This window comes from Nocardiopsis alborubida (genome assembly GCF_012396365.1).
Taxonomy (GTDB): domain Bacteria; phylum Actinomycetota; class Actinomycetes; order Streptosporangiales; family Streptosporangiaceae; genus Nocardiopsis; species Nocardiopsis alborubida.
In genome coordinates, this window is the sequence record NZ_JAAXPG010000009.1 from 18,979 (window position 1) to 35,276 (window position 16,298).

Below are 16,298 nucleotides of genomic sequence, written 5' to 3' on the forward strand. Positions count from 1 at the left end.
CGGCATGACCGTCACCGAGGACTACATCGACGCCTCCGGCGGGGACTGGGACGACGTCATCGAGAAGGCGCAGGCCACCAGCGCCGAACGCCTTGTCGTCAACATGGGTCCCCAGCACCCCTCCACGCACGGCGTGCTCCGGCTCATCCTCACCCTCGACGGCGAGACCTGCACCGAGGCGCGCGTCGGTATCGGCTACCTGCACACCGGTATCGAGAAGAACATGGAGTACCGGACGTGGACGCAGGGCACCACGTTCGTGACCCGCATGGACTACCTGACGCCGCTGTTCAACGAGACGGCGTACTGCCTGGCGGTCGAGAAGCTGCTCGGCATCCAGGACCGCGTCCCCGAGCGGGCCAACGTCATCCGCGTGATGATGATGGAGCTCAACCGGATGGCCTCGCACTTCGTGGCGATGGCGACCTTCGGCATGGAGCTGGGCGCGACCACGGTCATGACCAACGGCTTCCGTGAGCGCGAGATGATCCTGGACATCTTCGAGCTGGTCACCGGCCTGAGGATGAACCACGCCTACGTCCGCCCCGGCGGCGTGGCCCAGGACCTGCCGCCCGGCGCGGTCGGCAAGGTCCGCGAGCTGCTCAAGGAGATGCCCAAGCGCATCGCCATCATGCGCAAGCTCCTGGACGAGAACCCCGTCTACCTCGCCCGCACGCAGGACGTGGCCCACCTCAACCTGCCCGGCTGCATGGCGCTCGGCGTCACCGGACCGCTGCTGCGGGCCTCCGGCCTGGCCTGGGACCTGCGCAAGGCCAAGCCCTACTGCGGCTACGAGGGATACGAGTTCGACGTCCCGGTCTCCGACGGCGGCGACGTCTACGCCCGCTACCGGGTGCGCATGGCCGAGATGGACGAGAGCCTGAAGATCATCGAGCAGTGCCTGGACAAGCTCCAGCCCGGCCCGGTGATGATCCAGGACGCCAAGATCGGCTGGCCCGCCAAGCTGGCGCTGGGGCCCGACGGCCTGGGCAACTCGCCCGACCACATCGCGCACATCATGAGCGGCTCCATGGAGGCGCTCATCCACCACTTCAAGCTGGTCACCGAGGGCTTCCGGGTCCCCGCGGGCCAGGCCTACGCGGCCGTCGAGAGCGCCAAGGGCGAACTCGGCTGCTACGCGGTCAGCGACGGGAGCACCCGTCCCCACCGCGTGCACTTCCGCGACCCCTCGTTCACCCACCTCCAGGCCGTCGCGGCCATGTGCGAGGGGGGAACGGTGGCGGACGTCATCGCCGCCGTGGCCAGTATCGACCCGGTGATGGGAGGAGTGGACCGGTGAGCGAGCACGAGACCACCGAGACAGCGGGGGCGGCCGAGCCGCGCGAGGCGTTCCCCGCCGAGGTCACCGCACGGCTGGAGCCGGACGCCAAGGAGATCATCGGCCGCTACCCGCGGCCGAGGTCGGCGCTGCTGCCGCTGCTGCACCTGGTGCAGGCCGAGGAGGGGCACGTCAGCAAGGCCGGGATGCGCTTCTGCGCCGACCAGCTCGGCATCACCCTCGCCGAGGTCAACGCGGTCGCCACGTTCTACACCATGTACCGCCGCCGCCCCGGCGGCGACTACCAGGTGGGCGTGTGCACCAACACCCTGTGCGCGGTGATGGGCGGCGACGAGATCTTCCAGAGCCTCAAGGACCACCTGGGGGTCGGCAACAACGAGACCACCGAGGACGGCAGGGTCACGCTGGAGCACGTCGAGTGCAACGCGGCCTGCGACTTCGCGCCGGTCGTGATGGTCAACTGGGAGTTCTTCGACAACCAGACCCCCGACTCGGCCAGGCGGCTCGTGGACGACCTGCGCCTGGGCAGGGACGTCGCGCCCACGCGCGGTCCCGCCAGCCTGTGCACCTGGAAGCAGGCCTCCCGGGTGCTGGCCGGATTCGACGACGGACGCGCGGGCGAGGGCGTCCAGGCCGCGGCCCCCTCCCTGGCCGGACTCAAGCTGGCCCGGGAGCGCGGCTGGACCGCGCCCGACCCGGACAACCTCCCCGCCAAGCCCGCCGACCAGGGTGAGGAGGACGCCAAGTGACCACCCTGACCCCGATCCTGTCGCGCGACTGGGACCGCCCCGACTCCTTCACCCTGGAGGGCTACCGGGCCACCGGCGGCTACGGCGCGCTGCGCAAGGCGCTGGCCATGGAGCCCGACGCCATCGTGGACCTGGTCAAGAAGTCCGGCCTGCGCGGCCGCGGCGGCGCCGGGTTCCCCACGGGGATGAAGTGGGGCTTCCTGCCCGCGGACAACCCCAACCCGCGCTACCTCGTCGTCAACGCCGACGAGTCCGAGCCGGGCACCTGTAAGGACATCCCGCTCATGCTCGCCAACCCGCACGCGCTGGTGGAGGGGGTGGCGATCGCGGCGTACGCGATCAGGTCCAGCCAGGCCTTCATCTACGTGCGCGGCGAGGTCGTGCACGTCATCCGGCGCCTGCGCCGGGCCGTCGCCGAGGCCTACGAGGCCGGGCTGCTCGGCAGGGACGTCCTGGGCACCGGCTTCGACCTCGACGTCGTCGTCCACGCCGGGGCGGGCGCCTACATCTGCGGTGAGGAGACCGCGCTGCTGGACTCCCTGGAGGGCTACCGGGGCCAGCCCCGGCTCAAGCCGCCCTTCCCCGCGGTCGCCGGCCTCTACGCCTCGCCGACCGTGGTCAACAACGTCGAGTCCATCGCCAGCGTGCCGAGCATCGTGGCCAACGGCGCCGACTGGTTCACGTCCATGGGCACCGAGAAGTCCGCCGGGTTCGGCTTCTTCTCCCTGTCCGGGCACGTGGCCAACCCCGGACAGTACGAGGCCCCGCTGGGCGTGACCCTGCGCGAGCTGCTCGACATGTCGGGCGGGATGCGGCCCGGGCACCGGCTCAAGTTCTGGACGCCCGGCGGCTCCTCCACGCCGATCTTCACCGAGGAGCACCTGGACACCCCGCTCGACTTCGAGTCGGTGGGCGCCGCCGGGTCCATGCTCGGCACCCGCGCCCTCCAGATCTTCGACGAGACCACCTGCGTGGTGAAGGCCGTCGGCCGCTGGATCGCCTTCTACGCCCACGAGTCCTGCGGCAAGTGCACACCCTGCCGCGAGGGCAACTTCTGGATGGTCCAGGTCCTGGACCGGCTGGAGAACGGGCAGGGCACCGAGGCCGACCTCGACAAGCTCCTGGACATCTGCGACAACCTGCTCGGCCGCTCCTTCTGCGCCCTCGGCGACGGCGCGACCAGCCCGGTCACCTCCTCGATCAAGCACTTCCGCCAGGAGTACATCGACCACGTGGAGCGGGGCGGCTGCCCCTTCGACCACTCCCGGGCCACCCTCTGGGGCGACCGGCCGACCACGACGGGAGGACACCAGTGACCGTCACCTCCAACTCCTCCGGCGGAGCCGCGCCCGCACCGCCGCCCGAGGACCTCGTCACCGTCACCATCGACGGGTTCCAGATCCAGGTGCCCAAGGGGACCCTCCTGATCCGGGCCGCCGAACTCCTGGGCATCCAGATCCCGAGGTTCTGCGACCACCCGCTGCTGGACCCGGTCGGGGCCTGCCGCCAGTGCCTGGTCGAGATCCCCGACATGGGCAACGGGCGCGGCATGCCCAAGCCGCAGGCCTCCTGCACCATCACCGTCATGGAGGGGATGGTGGTCAACACCCACCTGACCTCCCCGGTGGCGGAGAAGGCCCAGCGCGGGATCATGGAGTTCCTGCTCATCAACCACCCGCTGGACTGCCCGGTCTGCGACAAGGGCGGCGAGTGCCCCCTCCAGAACCAGGCCATGTCCACCGGGCGGGGCGAGACCCGCTTCACCGACGTCAAGCGGACCTTCCCCAAGCCGATCGCGCTGTCCACCGGGGTGCTGCTGGACCGGGAGCGCTGCGTGCAGTGCGCCCGCTGCACCCGCTTCGCCGCGCAGGTCGCGGGCGACCCGCTCATCGAGCTGATGGAGCGCGGCGCGGACGAGCAGGTCGGCATCGCCGAGGGCGAGCCCTTCCAGTCCTACTTCTCCGGCAACACCGTGCAGATCTGCCCGGTCGGCGCGCTCACCGGCTCCGCCTACCGGTTCCGGTCGCGCCCCTTCGACCTGGTCTCCACGCCCAGCGTGTGCGAGCACTGCGCCGACGGGTGCGCCCAGCGCACCGACCACCGGCGCGGCAAGGTCATGCGCCGCCTGGCCGGGGACGACCCGCAGGTCAACGAGGAGTGGAACTGCGACAAGGGCCGGTGGGCGTTCAGCTACACCACCCAGTCCGACCGCCTGTCCCGCCCGCTGGTGCGCGACGAGGAGTCCCGGGCCCTGGAGTTCGCCTCCTGGTCCGAGGCCATCGGCCTCGCCGCCCGGGGGCTGGCCGCCGCGCGCGGCCGGGTCGGCGTCCTGACCGGGGGCCGCCTCACCTACGAGGACGCCTACGCCTACGCCAAGTTCGCCCGCGTGGCCCTGCGCACCAACGACGTGGACGCCCGGGCCCGCGCGCACTCGTCCGAGGAGGCCGACTTCCTGGCCGCCCACGTGGCCGGGACCCCGGTCGGCGTGGACTTCACCGCCCTGGAGAAGGCGCCCGCGGTCCTGCTGGCCGGGTTCGAGCCCGAGGACGAGTCGCCCCTGGTCTTCCTGCGGCTGCGCAAGGGCGTGCGCAAGCGCGGCCTCAAGGTCTACTCGGTCGGCTCCCACGCCAGCCTGGGCCTGACCAAGACCCGGGGGACCCTGGTCAGGGCCGTGCCCGGCGACGAGGCCCGCGTCCTCAACGCCCTGGACACCGACGACCCCGGCGTCGTGGCAGCCCTGAACGAGGAGGGCGCGGTCATCCTGGCGGGTGAGCGCCTGGCCGCCGTGCCCGGCGCCCTGACCGCCGCCGCGGCCCTGGCCGAGCGGACCGGCGCCCGCCTGGTGTGGGTGCCGCGCCGCGCAGGGGAGCGCGGGGCCGTCGACGCCGGAGCGCTGCCGGGCCTGCTGCCCGGAGGCCGGCCGGTCACCGACCCCTCCGCCCGCGCCGAGGTCGCGCGGGTCTGGAACACGGGCTCCCTGCCGGAGACCCCCGGCCGCGACACCGCCGCCATCCTGGCGGCGGCCGCCGCCGGGGAGCTGGACGCCCTGGTGATCGCCGGGGTGGAGCTGGACGACCTGCCCGACCCCGACGCCGCCCGAGCGGCCCTGGCCCGGGTGCCGTTCGTCGTCAGCCTCGAACTGCGCGCCAGCGACGTCACCGACCGCGCCGACGTGGTGCTGCCGGTGGCCGCCGTCGCCGAGAAGTCCGGCACCTTCGTCAACTGGGAGGGCCGCCACCGGCCCTTCGGCGACGCGCTCAGGGTGCCCGGCGCGCTGTCCGACCTGCGGGTGCTCTCCGCGATCGCCGACCAGATGGACGTGCACCTGGGCCTGCCCGACGCCGCGTCCGCCTACGGCGAGCTGATGGAGCTGGGCCTGTGGACCGGCGAGCGCGCGGACGGGCCGCGGGTGCGGCCCGCCGAGGTCGTGCGGCCCGAGCCCGGCCAGGCCCTGCTGTCCACATGGCGCCAACTGCTCGGCACCGGCCGCATGGAGGACGGCGAGCCCTACCTCGCCGGGACCGCCCGGCAGGCGCGCGCCTACCTGTCCCAGGCCACGGCCGACGAGGTCGGCGTCCCCGACGGCGGGACGCTCCACGTCACCGGCGCCCGCGGCTCGGTCTCCGTGCCGGTCATCGTCACCGACATCGCCGACCGGGTCGTCTGGCTCCCGGCCAACGCCGACGGGTGCGACGTGCCCCGCGACCTGGGCGGCGGCGCCGGGCAGACCGTGCTGCTGGCCGCGTCCACCACCAACGGAACCGGTAGCAACGGGGCCGCCAGCACCAACGGGAGGCAGCAGTGACCCCCGCCGCTCTCGATCCGCGCGTGACCGCCCACCTCGCCTCCGAGGAGACGCTGAGCGCCTTCGGCGGCGACCCCTGGTGGATCACCACCATCAAGGCGCTGGCGATCTTCGTCTTCCTCATGCTCTGCGTGCTGATGATGATCATGGCCGACCGCAAGGTCATGGGCCGGATGCAGCAGCGCCACGGACCCAACCGGATGGGCCCCTTCGGCCTGCTCCAGTCGCTCTTCGACGGCATCAAGCTCTCCCTCAAGGAGGACCTGATCCCGCGCGGGGTGGACCGGTTCGTCTACATCGCCGCGCCGGTGATCGCGGCCGTGCCCGCCTTCATCGCCTTCTCGGTCATCCCGATCGGGCCCGAGGTGAACCTGTTCGGGGTCATCACCCCGCTCCAGCTCACCGACCTGCCCGTCGCGGCCCTGGTGGTCCTGGCCACCGCCGCGCTGGGCGTCTACGGGTTCGTGCTCGGCGGCTGGGCCTCCCAGTCGCCCTACGCCCTGCTCGGTGGCCTGCGCGCCTCCGCGCAGGTGATCAGCTACGAGATCGCGATGGGCCTGTCCTTCGTCGCGGTCTTCATCATGTCCGGGACCCTGACCACCTCGGGGATCGTCGAGTCCCAGCGCGGGCTGTGGTTCGCCGTGCTGCTCCTGCCGTCCTTCCTCATCTACCTGGTGACGATGGTCGGCGAGACCAACCGGCTGCCCTTCGACCTGGCCGAGGGCGAGGGCGAGATCGTCGGCGGCTTCATGACCGAGTACGGGTCCATGAAGTTCACGATGTTCTTCCTCGCGGAGTACGTGAACATGTGCACGGTCGCCGCCGTGTCCGTCACGCTCTTCCTCGGCGGCTGGCTCGCCCCGCCCGGGATCACGGCGTTCCTGCCGGGCGCCAACGAGGGCTGGTGGCCCGCCCTGTGGTGGCTGCTCAAGTTCGTCTGCGTGATGTTCCTGTTCATCTGGGCGCGCGGCAGCCTGCCCCGGGTGCGCTACGACCAGCTCATGAAGCTGGGCTGGAAGGTGCTCATCCCGATCCAGCTGGTGTGGATCACCGCCGTCGCCGTCGTGCGGATGCTCGTCCTGGACGGCGCCTCCCCGGTGGTCATCGGCGCGGTGGTCGCCGCCTTCACCGCCGCGACCGTGGCCGCCTTCGCCGCCTGGCTGCGCCACGCGCGCCGCGAGCGCGCCGAGGAGGCCCGCCAGCGCGCCGAGAACGCCCGACGGGCGCACCGGGACCCCGCCTTCGGCGGCTTCCCGGTGCCGCCGAGCACCGCCCCGCACTACGGCAGCAGCATGCTCGCCGAACCGCCGCGGACGGCCCCGGCCGCCGCCGACCGCAACAAGAAGGGTGAGGAGGTTACCGGTGCTTGAGTGGCTCAACCCCGTCAAGGGTTTCGGTGTCACCTTCCACACGATGTTCAAGAAGGTGCCGACCGTCGAGTACCCGGAGGTCAAGCGCCCCACGGCGCCGCGCTTCCACGGACGGCACCAGCTGAACAGGTGGGCCGACGGCCTGGAGAAGTGCATCGGGTGCGAACTGTGCGCCTGGGCCTGTCCGGCCGACGCCATCTACGTGGAGGCCGGTGACAACACCGACGACGACAGGTACTCGCCCGGCGAGCGCTACGGCCGGGTCTACCAGATCAACTACCTGCGGTGCATCCTGTGCGGGCTGTGCGTGGAGGCCTGCCCCACGCGCGCACTGACGATGACCAACGAGTACGAGCTGGCCGACGACAGCAGGCAGAGCCTGATCTGGACCAAGGAGCAGCTGCTGGCCCCGCTGCGCGAGGGGATGGAGCAGCCGCCCCACCCCATGCGCCTGGGCGAGACCGAGCAGGACTACTACGCCACCGGGCGCGGCCAGCACGGCTCACAGGACGGGCACGAGGCGCCCGAGACTCCGGAGGCGGTCCGTTGAACCCGCTCACCAGCGTCTCCGCCGCCGCGCCGTCCGACCAGCCGCTGTACCTGGCCGCGCCGATCGGCGGCGGCGAGGCGACCGCGTTCTGGATCCTGGGCGCCGTGGTCCTCCTCGGCGCCCTGGGCGTGGTCTTCTCCCGCAAGGCCGTGCACTCGGCGATGTCCATGGCGCTGACCATGCTCGGCCTGGCCGTGTTCTACGGCATCAACGCGGCGCCCTTCCTCATGGTCGTGCAGATCGTCGTCTACACCGGCGCCGTCCTCATGCTGTTCCTGTTCGTGCTGATGCTCATCGGCGTCAGCTCGGCCGACTCCCTGGTGGAGACCATCAGCGGACAGCGCGTCATGACGGCCGTCGTCGCCCTGGCCTTCGTCGGCGCCCTGGCCACCGGCATCACCCGCATCGCGGTGGGAGACCCGGTCGGCCTCACCGAGGGCGCCGCGGCGGCCGGGGGCACCATCCCGTGGATCGCGGGCGAGCTGCTGCTGCGCTACGTGATCGCCTTCGAGGCCACCGGCGCGCTGCTCATCACCGCGGTCCTGGGCGCGATGGTCCTGGCGCACACCGCCCGGACCAAGAAGCGCCGCACCCAGCGGGAGATCGCCGAGGACCGCATCCGCGGCGACCACCCGACCCCGCTGCCGGGACCGGGCACCTACGCCCGGCACAACGCGATCGACATGCCCGCGCTGCTGCCGGACGGCTCGGTCTCCCAGCTCTCGCTCAACCCCGTCCTGACCGCGCGCGACCCCGAGTACCAGTCGCGGGTGCCCGAGACCGTGCGCACCGGCCAGGCGGCGCTGCCCGGCGGGGCCTCGGCCTCGGCCGGTTCCAAGACGGCCGAGCCGGCCGCCGACGACCGGGCCCGGCCCGCCGCGGAGGCGCCCGGGGACCGGGTGGAGACCGGCACACGGGTCGAGGGCGACGCCGACGAGGGCGACGGCCCCGGCGGGGCCGAGGGCTCCGGCGGTCCCGACGACGCGGACGGACCGCGCAACGGCAACGGCAACGGGCAGGAGGTCGAGTCCTCGTGGACCCGATGAACTACATCGTCCTCGCGGCGCTGCTGTTCACCATCGGCGCCGTCGGCGTCCTGGTCCGGCGCAACGCGATCATCGTCTTCATGTGCGTGGAGCTGATGCTCAACGCCTGCAACCTGGCGTTCGTCGCGTTCGCCCGGATGCACGGGGACATCGAGGGGCAGGTCATCGCCTTCTTCGTGATGGTCGTCGCCGCCGCGGAGGTGGTCGTGGGCCTCGCGATCATCATGCAGATCTTCCGAACCCGCAGGTCGGCGTCGCTGGATGACGCCAACCTGCTCAAGCACTAGAAGGCGACGTGGCTGTGACATCTCACGCGTACCTCGCCGCCGAACCCGTGGTGGCGACCGCGGCCGACAGCGCCGTGCTGTCGGGCGCATGGCTGCTCATCGCCCTGCCGCTCGCGGGCGCGGCGATCCTGCTGCTCGGCGGCAGGCGCACCGACAAGTGGGGGCACTGGCTGGCCACGGCCCTGCCGGTCGCCTCCTTCGCCTGGGCGCTCCTCGTCCTGTTCGACCTGCTCGGCAGGGCGGCCGACGCGCGCAGCGTCTCCGTCCCCGTCTACGAGTGGTTCTCCGTCGGCGAGTTCTCCGCCGGGGTGGACCTGCTCGTCGACCCCCTCTCGATCAGCTTCGCCTTGCTGATCACCTTCGTGGGGTCGCTCATCCACATCTACTCCGTCGGCTACATGGCCGAGGACCCGGGCAGGCGGCGCTTCTTCGCCTACCTCAACCTGTTCGTGGCCGCCATGCTCGTGCTGGTGCTCGCGGACAACTTCGTGCTGCTCTTCCTCGGCTGGGAGGGCGTGGGCCTGGCGTCCTACCTGCTCATCGGGTTCTGGCAGTACAAGCCCTCCGCCGCGGTGGCCGCCAAGAAGGCGTTCCTCATCAACCGCGTCGGCGACATGGGCCTGCTCATCGCGATCATGATCATGTTCGCGGTGCTGGGCGCGGTCAGCTTCAGCGACGTGTTCGCGGCCGTCCCGGGCGCGAGCGACGGTGTGCTGCTCGCGATCGGGCTGCTGCTGCTCCTGGGCGCCTGCGGCAAGTCCGCGCAGCTGCCGCTCCAGGCGTGGCTGCTCGACGCCATGGAGGGCCCGACCCCGGTGTCCGCGCTCATCCACGCGGCCACCATGGTCACCGCGGGCGTGTACCTCATCGTGCGCGCCGGGCCCATCTTCGAGGGCGCCCCGGTGGCCCAGACCGTGGTCACCGTCGTGGGCGCCGCGACCATGCTGGCGGGCGGGATCATCGCCTCGGCCAAGGACGACATCAAGAAGTCCCTGGCCGGGTCCACGATGAGCCAGATCGGCATGATGGTCCTGGCCGCCGGGCTTGGCCCGGTCGGCTACGTGGCCGCCATCGCCCACCTGGTCACCCACGGCTTCTTCAAGGCCGGGCTGTTCCTGGGCGCCGGATCGGTCATGCACGCCATGAACGACGGCGTGGACATGCGCCGCTACGGCGGGCTGGCCCGGGTCATGCCGGTCACCTTCGCCACCTTCGGCCTCGGCTACCTGGCCATCATCGGCTTCCCGCTGCTGTCGGGCTGGTGGACGAAGGAGAGCATCATCTCCGCGGCCTTCGGCGTGGGCGGCACCCAGGGCATGGTGCTCGGGACCGCCGTCATCGTCGGCGCCGGGCTCACCGCCTTCTACATGTCGCGGATGGTCTTCATGACCTTCCTGGGCAAGAAGCGGTGGGACGAGGGAGTGCACCCGCACGAGTCGCCGGTCAGCATGACCGCCCCCATGGTGGTGCTGGCCGTCGGGTCGGTCGCGCTGGGCGCCTTCCTCACGCTCGGCGACCGGTTCGCGGGCTTCCTGGCCCCGGCCACCGGGGCCCACCCGCACCACTTCGACGTCGTGCACGCGTTCACCGCGCCCTACGGACTGGCCGCCCTGGGCGTCATGGTCCTGGGCGTGGCCGCCGCCTGGGCGGTGTACCTGCGCAGGCCGGTGGAGCGCACCGCGCCCCGGGGCAACCTCGTCACCGTCGCCGCCAGCCGCGAGCTGTACGGCAACGAGATCAACGAGGGCCTGCTCATGCGGCCCGGCCAGCAGCTGACCCGGGCCCTGCTCGTCATCGAGGACAAGGTCATCGACGGGGCGGTCAACGGGCTGGGCGCCGGGGTGCGCGACTCCTCCAGCGGGTTGGGCCGGGTCCAGACCGGGTTCGCCCGCACGTACGCGCTCACCATGCTCTTCGGCGCCGTCATCGTCGCCGCGACGCTGGCTGTGAGGTTCTGACATGATCCCCTGGCTCACCATCGCGATCGCGCTCCCCGCGGTCGGCGCGGTCCTGGTCTGGGCGCTGCCGCGCACCGCCAAGGCCGCCACGGAGCGGACGGCCGCGGCCTCGGCCGCCTCGTCCGCCACCGCCTCCTCGGGAGGCGCCACCGCCACGGCGACGGCCGTGCGGCCCGCCGCCGCGGCCGGGGGCGGTGCCCCGGCCGAGACCGCCAAGCGGCTCACGCTGGGCTTCTCGCTCGCCACCCTGCTCGTGCTCGGGGCCATGGCCCTCCAGTTCGACACCTCCCGGGCGGGAGCCCTCCAGTTCGAGGAGGTCTACCCCTGGATCCCGCGCTTCGGCGTCAGCTACGCCGTGGGCGTGGACGGGATCGCCCTGGCGCTGGTCCTGATGTCGGCCGTGCTGGTGCCGCTGGTGGTCCTGGCCGCCTGGCGCGAGCACGACGACCGCGAGGACGGGGGGCGCGGGTACTTCGCGCTCATCCTGGTCCTGGAAGCGATGATGATCGGCGTCTTCGCCGCCACCGACGTCTTCCTGTTCTACGTGTTCTTCGAGGCCATGCTCATCCCGGTCTACTTCATGATCGGGCGCTACGGGCGCGGTGACGACCGGGCCAAGGCCGCGGTCAAGTTCCTGCTCTACAGCCTCGCCGGCGGCCTGGTCATGCTGGTCGCGGTGATCGGCGTGTACGTCGTCGGCGGCACCTTCCTGTGGAGCGACCTGGTCGGCGAGGGCAGCGCCCTGGCCGCCGTGGACCCGGCCACGGCCCGCTGGCTGTTCCTCGGCTTCTTCATCGCCTTCGCGATCAAGGCGCCGATGTGGCCCGTGCACACCTGGCTGCCCTCGGCGGCGGGCGCCTCGCGCCCGGGCACCGCCGTGCTGCTGGTCGGCGTGCTGGACAAGGTCGGCACCTACGGGATGCTGCGCTACTGCCTGGAGCTGTTCCCGGCGGCCGTGTCGTGGTTCGTGTGGCCGGTGGTGGCGCTGAGCCTGGTGAGCATCATCTACGGCGCGATCCTGGCCATCGGGCAGAACGACATGATGCGCCTGGTGGCGTACACGTCGGTCTCCCACTTCGGCTTCATCACCCTGGGCATCTTCGCCCTGACCGCGCAGGGGCAGGCCGGAGCCGCCCTGTACATGGTCAACCACGGGTTCGCGACCGGGGCGCTGTTCCTGGTCGTGGGCTTCCTGATCGCCCGCCGCGGCTCCGCGCTCATCAGCGACTACGGCGGAGTGCAGAGGATCGCGCCCCGGCTGGCCGGGGTCTTCCTGGTGACGGGCCTGGCCGGTCTGGCGCTGCCGGGGCTGGCGCCGTTCGTCAGCGAGTTCCTGGTGTTCGTCGGCGTGTACGCGTTCAGCCCGGCCCCCGCGGTCATCGCGGCGGTCGGCGTGGTCCTGGCCGCGCTCTACATCCTGTGGATGTACCAGCGCACCATGAACGGACCCACCCGGGAGGACCTGACCGGACTGCGAGACCTGTCCGCGCGGGAGACGTGGGCGGTGGCCCCGCTGCTCGCGCTCATCCTCCTGCTCGGCCTGTACCCGCAGCCGGTGCTGGACGTGATCAACCCCGCGGTGGAGCGCACCGTGGAGGTCGGCGCGGGCCCTGACAGCGGGACCGGGGGCGCCGCGGGCGCCCAGGAAGAGGAAGGAGACGCGGAGTGATCCCCCACATGGACCTTCCCGTCATCACCGAGGCGCCGCCGCAGCTGGACTGGTGGCTGCTCGCGCCGCTGCTCACGGTGTTCGCCGCCGGTGTGCTGGGCGTGCTGTTCGAGGCGTTCGTCCCGCGGGGGCGGCGCCGCGGCATCCAGATCGCTCTCGCGGCGCTCGCGCTGCTGGCCGCGTTCGTCCTGCTGGTGCTCCAGGTGGGCTCGCTGCCCGAGGACGCGCCGGGGGTGACGGTCGGCGCCGGGGCGCTGGCGGCGGACCGGACGGTGATCTTCTTCCAGGGCACCATCACCGTGCTGGCGCTGGTGAGCCTGCTGCTGATCTCCGAGCGCCGGGACGGGCGCGACGCGTTCGCCGCCCAGGCGGCGACGGTGCCCGGCAGCGAGGAGGAGCGCGCGCACATCATGGCGGGCTCCCAGCACACCGAGGTGTACCCGCTGGTGATGTTCGCGGTGCTGGGGATGCTGATGTTCCCGGCCTCGAACGACTTCCTGACGATGTTCATCGCGCTGGAGGTCATGAGCCTGCCGCTGTACCTGCTGTGCGGGCTGGCCCGGCGCCGTCGCCTGTTCTCGCAGGAGGCCGCGGTCAAGTACTTCCTGCTGGGCGCGTTCTCCTCGGCGTTCTTCCTGTTCGGCGCCGCCATGGTCTACGGCTACGCGGGCTCGGTGAACTTCGGCGAGATCCGCGCGGCCGTCGAGGCGGGCGGCGCGGACATCTTCCAGGGCGGCGACGGCGAACCGCTGCTGCTCATGGGCATCGGCCTGGTGGCGATCGGCCTGCTGTTCAAGGTCGGCGCGGTGCCCTTCCACAACTGGAAGCCGGACGTGTACCAGGGCGCGCCGACCCCGATCACGGCCCTGATGGCCTCCTGCACGCTGGTCGCCGCGTTCGGCGCCCTGCTGCGGGTGTTCTTCGTGCCCTTCGGGGGCTCGGCCCAGAGCTGGGAGCCGATGCTGTGGGCGGTGGCCGTCCTGACGATGGTCGTGGCCGCGGTCATCGCGGTCACCCAGCGCGACGTCAAGCGGCTGCTGGCCTACTCGTCGGTGGTGCACGCCGGGTTCATCCTGACCGCGGTCGTGGCGGGCAGCACGGACGGGCTCGCGGGCGCCATGTTCTACCTGGCGGCCTACGGGTTCACCACGCTCGGCGCGTTCGCCGTGGTGACGCTGGTGCGGACCAAGGACGGCGGCCAGGAGCTGGGCGACCTGGACCGGTGGGCGGGGCTGGGCCGCCGCTCGCCGGCGCTGGCCGGGGCGCTGGCGCTGTTCCTGCTGGCCTTCGCCGGGATCCCGCTCACGAGCGGCTTCATCGGCAAGTTCGCGGTGTTCGAGGCGGCTGTGGCGGCCGGTGCGGTTCCGCTGGTCGTGGTGGGCGTGCTGAGCAGCGCGGTGACCGCGTTCTTCTACGTGCGGATCATCGTGGTGATGTTCTTCCGGGACCCGGAGGGCGAGGGCCCCACGGTGGTGCGCGCGGGCGCGGCCACGGGCGGGGTCATCGCGATCGGGGTGGCGGCGACGCTGCTGCTCGGCGTGTACCCGGGCGCGGTGCTCGACAACCTGTTGCCCTCGGTCGACGCCGACCAGGCTCCGACCTCGGTGATGGTGGACCAGGCGTCCACGGAGACCGGATCCGCCGGAGGCGCGGAGTGACCGGCGGTCGTGGACGTGCGCTGACCGGCGGGTATGCGCTCCGGATCCGGGACGGGTACGGGCCCGGGGCCCGAGGCGGGTGCGCACGCTGACCCCAAGCGACCGGCAGAGTGACCAATTACCGGGTCTGACCTGGGATTGGTCACCTGCCGGTTCCGTACCCGGGTGTGGCTTTGGCTGTTCATTCCGGGTCGGATACCGTGGCAAGTCGGATCATGTTCATGTGCTGAGCACGCGGCGGCCCCCTCACCCGGGGTCACCTCCGTGCCGTTCGACAGGTGGAGCTGTACGGTGAGCGGTGCTGTCCCGAGCGGGTTTCTCGCTCTGCCGAGAGTCGACGATGCCCTTGCCCGGGAGGTCCAGGACGACCTGGAGAAGGTCGAGGACCTGCTGCGGGAGTCGGTGGCGTCGAGCGACCCCCTGCTGACCGAGGCGGCGTCCCACCTGCTGGTGGCCGGGGGCAAGCGCTTCCGCGCGACCCTGGTGCTGCTGGCGGCCCACTTCGGGGACCCGTCCGTGCCCGACCTCATCCCGGCCGCGGCCGTGGTGGAGCTCACCCACGTGGCCACGCTCTACCACGACGACGTCATGGACGAGGCGGAGCTGCGGCGCGGCGAGCCCAGCGCCAACCAGCGCTGGGGCAACAGCGTCGCCATCCTGACCGGCGACTACGTGTTCGCCCGCGCCTCGGAGATGCTCGCCGACCTGGGCACCGAGGCGGTCCGGCTCCAGGCGACCACGTTCGGGCGCCTGGTGCAGGGGCAGATCCTGGAGACCTCGGGTCCGCAGGAGGGCACCGACCCGCTGGACCACTACCTGAGGGTGATCAGCGACAAGACGGCGTCCCTGATCGCGTCGTCGGCGGAGTTCGGCGGCATGTTCGGCAAGGTCGACCCCGAGACGATCGGGACGGTCACGCGGGCGTGCGACGCGCTGGGGATGGCCTTCCAGCTGGCCGACGACCTGCTGGACGTGGCGAGCGAGAGCACGGACTCGGGCAAGACCCCGGGGACGGACCTGCGCGAGGGCGTGCTGACCCTGCCGATGTTCTACGCGCTCCGGTCCCAGGACGCCGCGGACGAGCGGCTCAAGTCGCTGCTGGGCCGCCCGCTGGGGGACGAGGAGGCCGAGGAGGCGCTGGCGCTGCTGCGGGTGCATCCGGCGATGGCCGAGGCCGAGGCCACCCTGCGCGGCTGGTCCGACAAGGCGCGCGCGGAGCTGGCGACCCTGCCCGAGAGCCCGGCGAGGGGCGCCTTCGAGGCGCTGTGCGACTACGTGGTCGAGCGCTCGGGCTGACCCCCGCGGGTGTTCCGCGAGGACGCCTGCGGCGGCCGAGGACAAGGGACCCGAGGACTGACGACGGCGCCGCCCCGGTGGGGCGGCGCCGTCTCGCTGTGCCCGGGCGGTGGGCGGGGGTGGGCCCCGCGCGACTCCCAGCGGCCGCTGCGGCCGTCAGGCGTCCTCCGGCGGCATCACCGGGCTCCCGATGCCCCCGCTCCAGGGCAGGACGTCCTCGAAGTCGCATGCGGCGACCGCGGGACACCCGGCGTTCCAGAGGGCCCGCAGGACGGCGGCGGTCGTCTCGACGAGCCTTTCCCCGGCCGACCTCTCCTCGCTGTCGAGTTCCACGACCACCGGCCAGAAGAGGAAGTCCGTCTCGCCCGCCACGTGCTCCTTGTTCCGGCGGACGTCGACGAAGAGGTCGCCGAGGCGGGCCGTGCCCCTGCTGAAGCCGACGCCGAGGAGCGCGGACAGCAGGGTCCGCGCGTCGGTCTCGGTCGTTCTTCCGACGAAGACCTTGCAGTACAGGTCGGTGTGCGGGTTCATCCGGGCACCTCGGCGTTCGGAACGCGGCCCGGAGCGGGCCGCGGTGGGGCCCGACGACGCTACCAGCGCGTTCCGGCCC

General features: G+C 72.0%; 13 protein-coding genes. 12 read left to right on the forward strand and 1 reads right to left on the reverse strand.

Features of this window, described 5'->3' with window-relative positions:
- Positions 1–4: 4 nt before the first annotated feature.
- From HGB44_RS11205 to HGB44_RS11260, 12 genes are all read left to right on the forward strand, one after another.
- On the forward strand, positions 5–1,300 hold the full coding sequence (locus HGB44_RS11205) for an NADH-quinone oxidoreductase subunit D (RefSeq protein ID WP_061083242.1): 1,296 nt from the start codon (positions 5–7) through the stop codon (positions 1,298–1,300).
- Positions 1,297–2,049, forward strand: a complete 753-nt coding sequence (gene nuoE / locus HGB44_RS11210; RefSeq protein ID WP_061083241.1) for an NADH-quinone oxidoreductase subunit NuoE — start codon at positions 1,297–1,299, stop codon at positions 2,047–2,049. The genes HGB44_RS11205 and nuoE overlap by 4 nt, the downstream gene beginning before the upstream one ends.
- On the forward strand, positions 2,046–3,365 hold the full coding sequence (gene nuoF, locus HGB44_RS11215) for an NADH-quinone oxidoreductase subunit NuoF (protein ID WP_061083240.1): 1,320 nt from the start codon (positions 2,046–2,048) through the stop codon (positions 3,363–3,365). The genes nuoE and nuoF overlap by 4 nt, the downstream gene beginning before the upstream one ends.
- Positions 3,362–5,854 (forward strand): NADH-quinone oxidoreductase subunit G, encoded by a 2,493-nt coding sequence (locus tag HGB44_RS11220; protein ID WP_061083239.1) that lies wholly within the window; start codon positions 3,362–3,364, stop codon positions 5,852–5,854. The genes nuoF and HGB44_RS11220 overlap by 4 nt, the downstream gene beginning before the upstream one ends.
- Positions 5,851–7,224 carry an NADH-quinone oxidoreductase subunit NuoH gene (nuoH, locus tag HGB44_RS11225; protein ID WP_061083238.1) on the forward strand — a complete coding sequence of 458 codons (1,374 nt, stop codon included), beginning with the start codon at positions 5,851–5,853 and terminating at the stop codon, positions 7,222–7,224. Before HGB44_RS11220 ends, nuoH begins: the two co-directional genes overlap by 4 nt.
- A complete protein-coding gene (gene nuoI / locus HGB44_RS11230) occupies positions 7,217–7,774 on the forward strand; it encodes an NADH-quinone oxidoreductase subunit NuoI (protein ID WP_013156049.1) in 558 nt (185 codons plus the stop codon). Before nuoH ends, nuoI begins: the two co-directional genes overlap by 8 nt.
- Entirely contained in the window at positions 7,771–8,820 is a 1,050-nt protein-coding gene (locus tag HGB44_RS11235; RefSeq protein ID WP_061083237.1) for an NADH-quinone oxidoreductase subunit J, read from the forward strand. The genes nuoI and HGB44_RS11235 overlap by 4 nt, the downstream gene beginning before the upstream one ends.
- Positions 8,808–9,107: an NADH-quinone oxidoreductase subunit NuoK gene (gene nuoK, locus HGB44_RS11240; RefSeq protein WP_013156051.1), complete on the forward strand. Its 300-nt coding sequence runs from the start codon at positions 8,808–8,810 to the stop codon at positions 9,105–9,107. Before HGB44_RS11235 ends, nuoK begins: the two co-directional genes overlap by 13 nt.
- 14 nt (positions 9,108–9,121) lie before the next feature.
- Positions 9,122–11,065, forward strand: coding sequence for an NADH-quinone oxidoreductase subunit L (nuoL, locus tag HGB44_RS11245; RefSeq protein WP_061083236.1), 1,944 nt, complete (start codon positions 9,122–9,124; stop codon positions 11,063–11,065).
- Position 11,066: 1 nt separating this feature from the next.
- A complete protein-coding gene (locus tag HGB44_RS11250) occupies positions 11,067–12,734 on the forward strand; it encodes an NADH-quinone oxidoreductase subunit M (protein ID WP_061083235.1) in 1,668 nt (555 codons plus the stop codon).
- Positions 12,735–12,742: 8 nt separating this feature from the next.
- On the forward strand, positions 12,743–14,392 hold the full coding sequence (nuoN, locus tag HGB44_RS11255; RefSeq protein WP_061083248.1) for an NADH-quinone oxidoreductase subunit NuoN: 1,650 nt from the start codon (positions 12,743–12,745) through the stop codon (positions 14,390–14,392).
- A 291-nt stretch (positions 14,393–14,683) separates the two neighbouring features.
- On the forward strand, positions 14,684–15,688 hold the full coding sequence (locus HGB44_RS11260; protein WP_061083234.1) for a polyprenyl synthetase family protein: 1,005 nt from the start codon (positions 14,684–14,686) through the stop codon (positions 15,686–15,688).
- A 156-nt stretch (positions 15,689–15,844) separates the two neighbouring features.
- Here HGB44_RS11260 and HGB44_RS11265 read toward each other — a convergent pair whose 3' ends face one another.
- The gene (locus HGB44_RS11265; RefSeq protein WP_061083233.1) at positions 15,845–16,219 is read right to left on the reverse strand and encodes a hypothetical protein; all 375 of its coding nucleotides are present in this window, start codon (positions 16,217–16,219) and stop codon (positions 15,845–15,847) included.
- Positions 16,220–16,298: the final 79 nt, after the last annotated feature.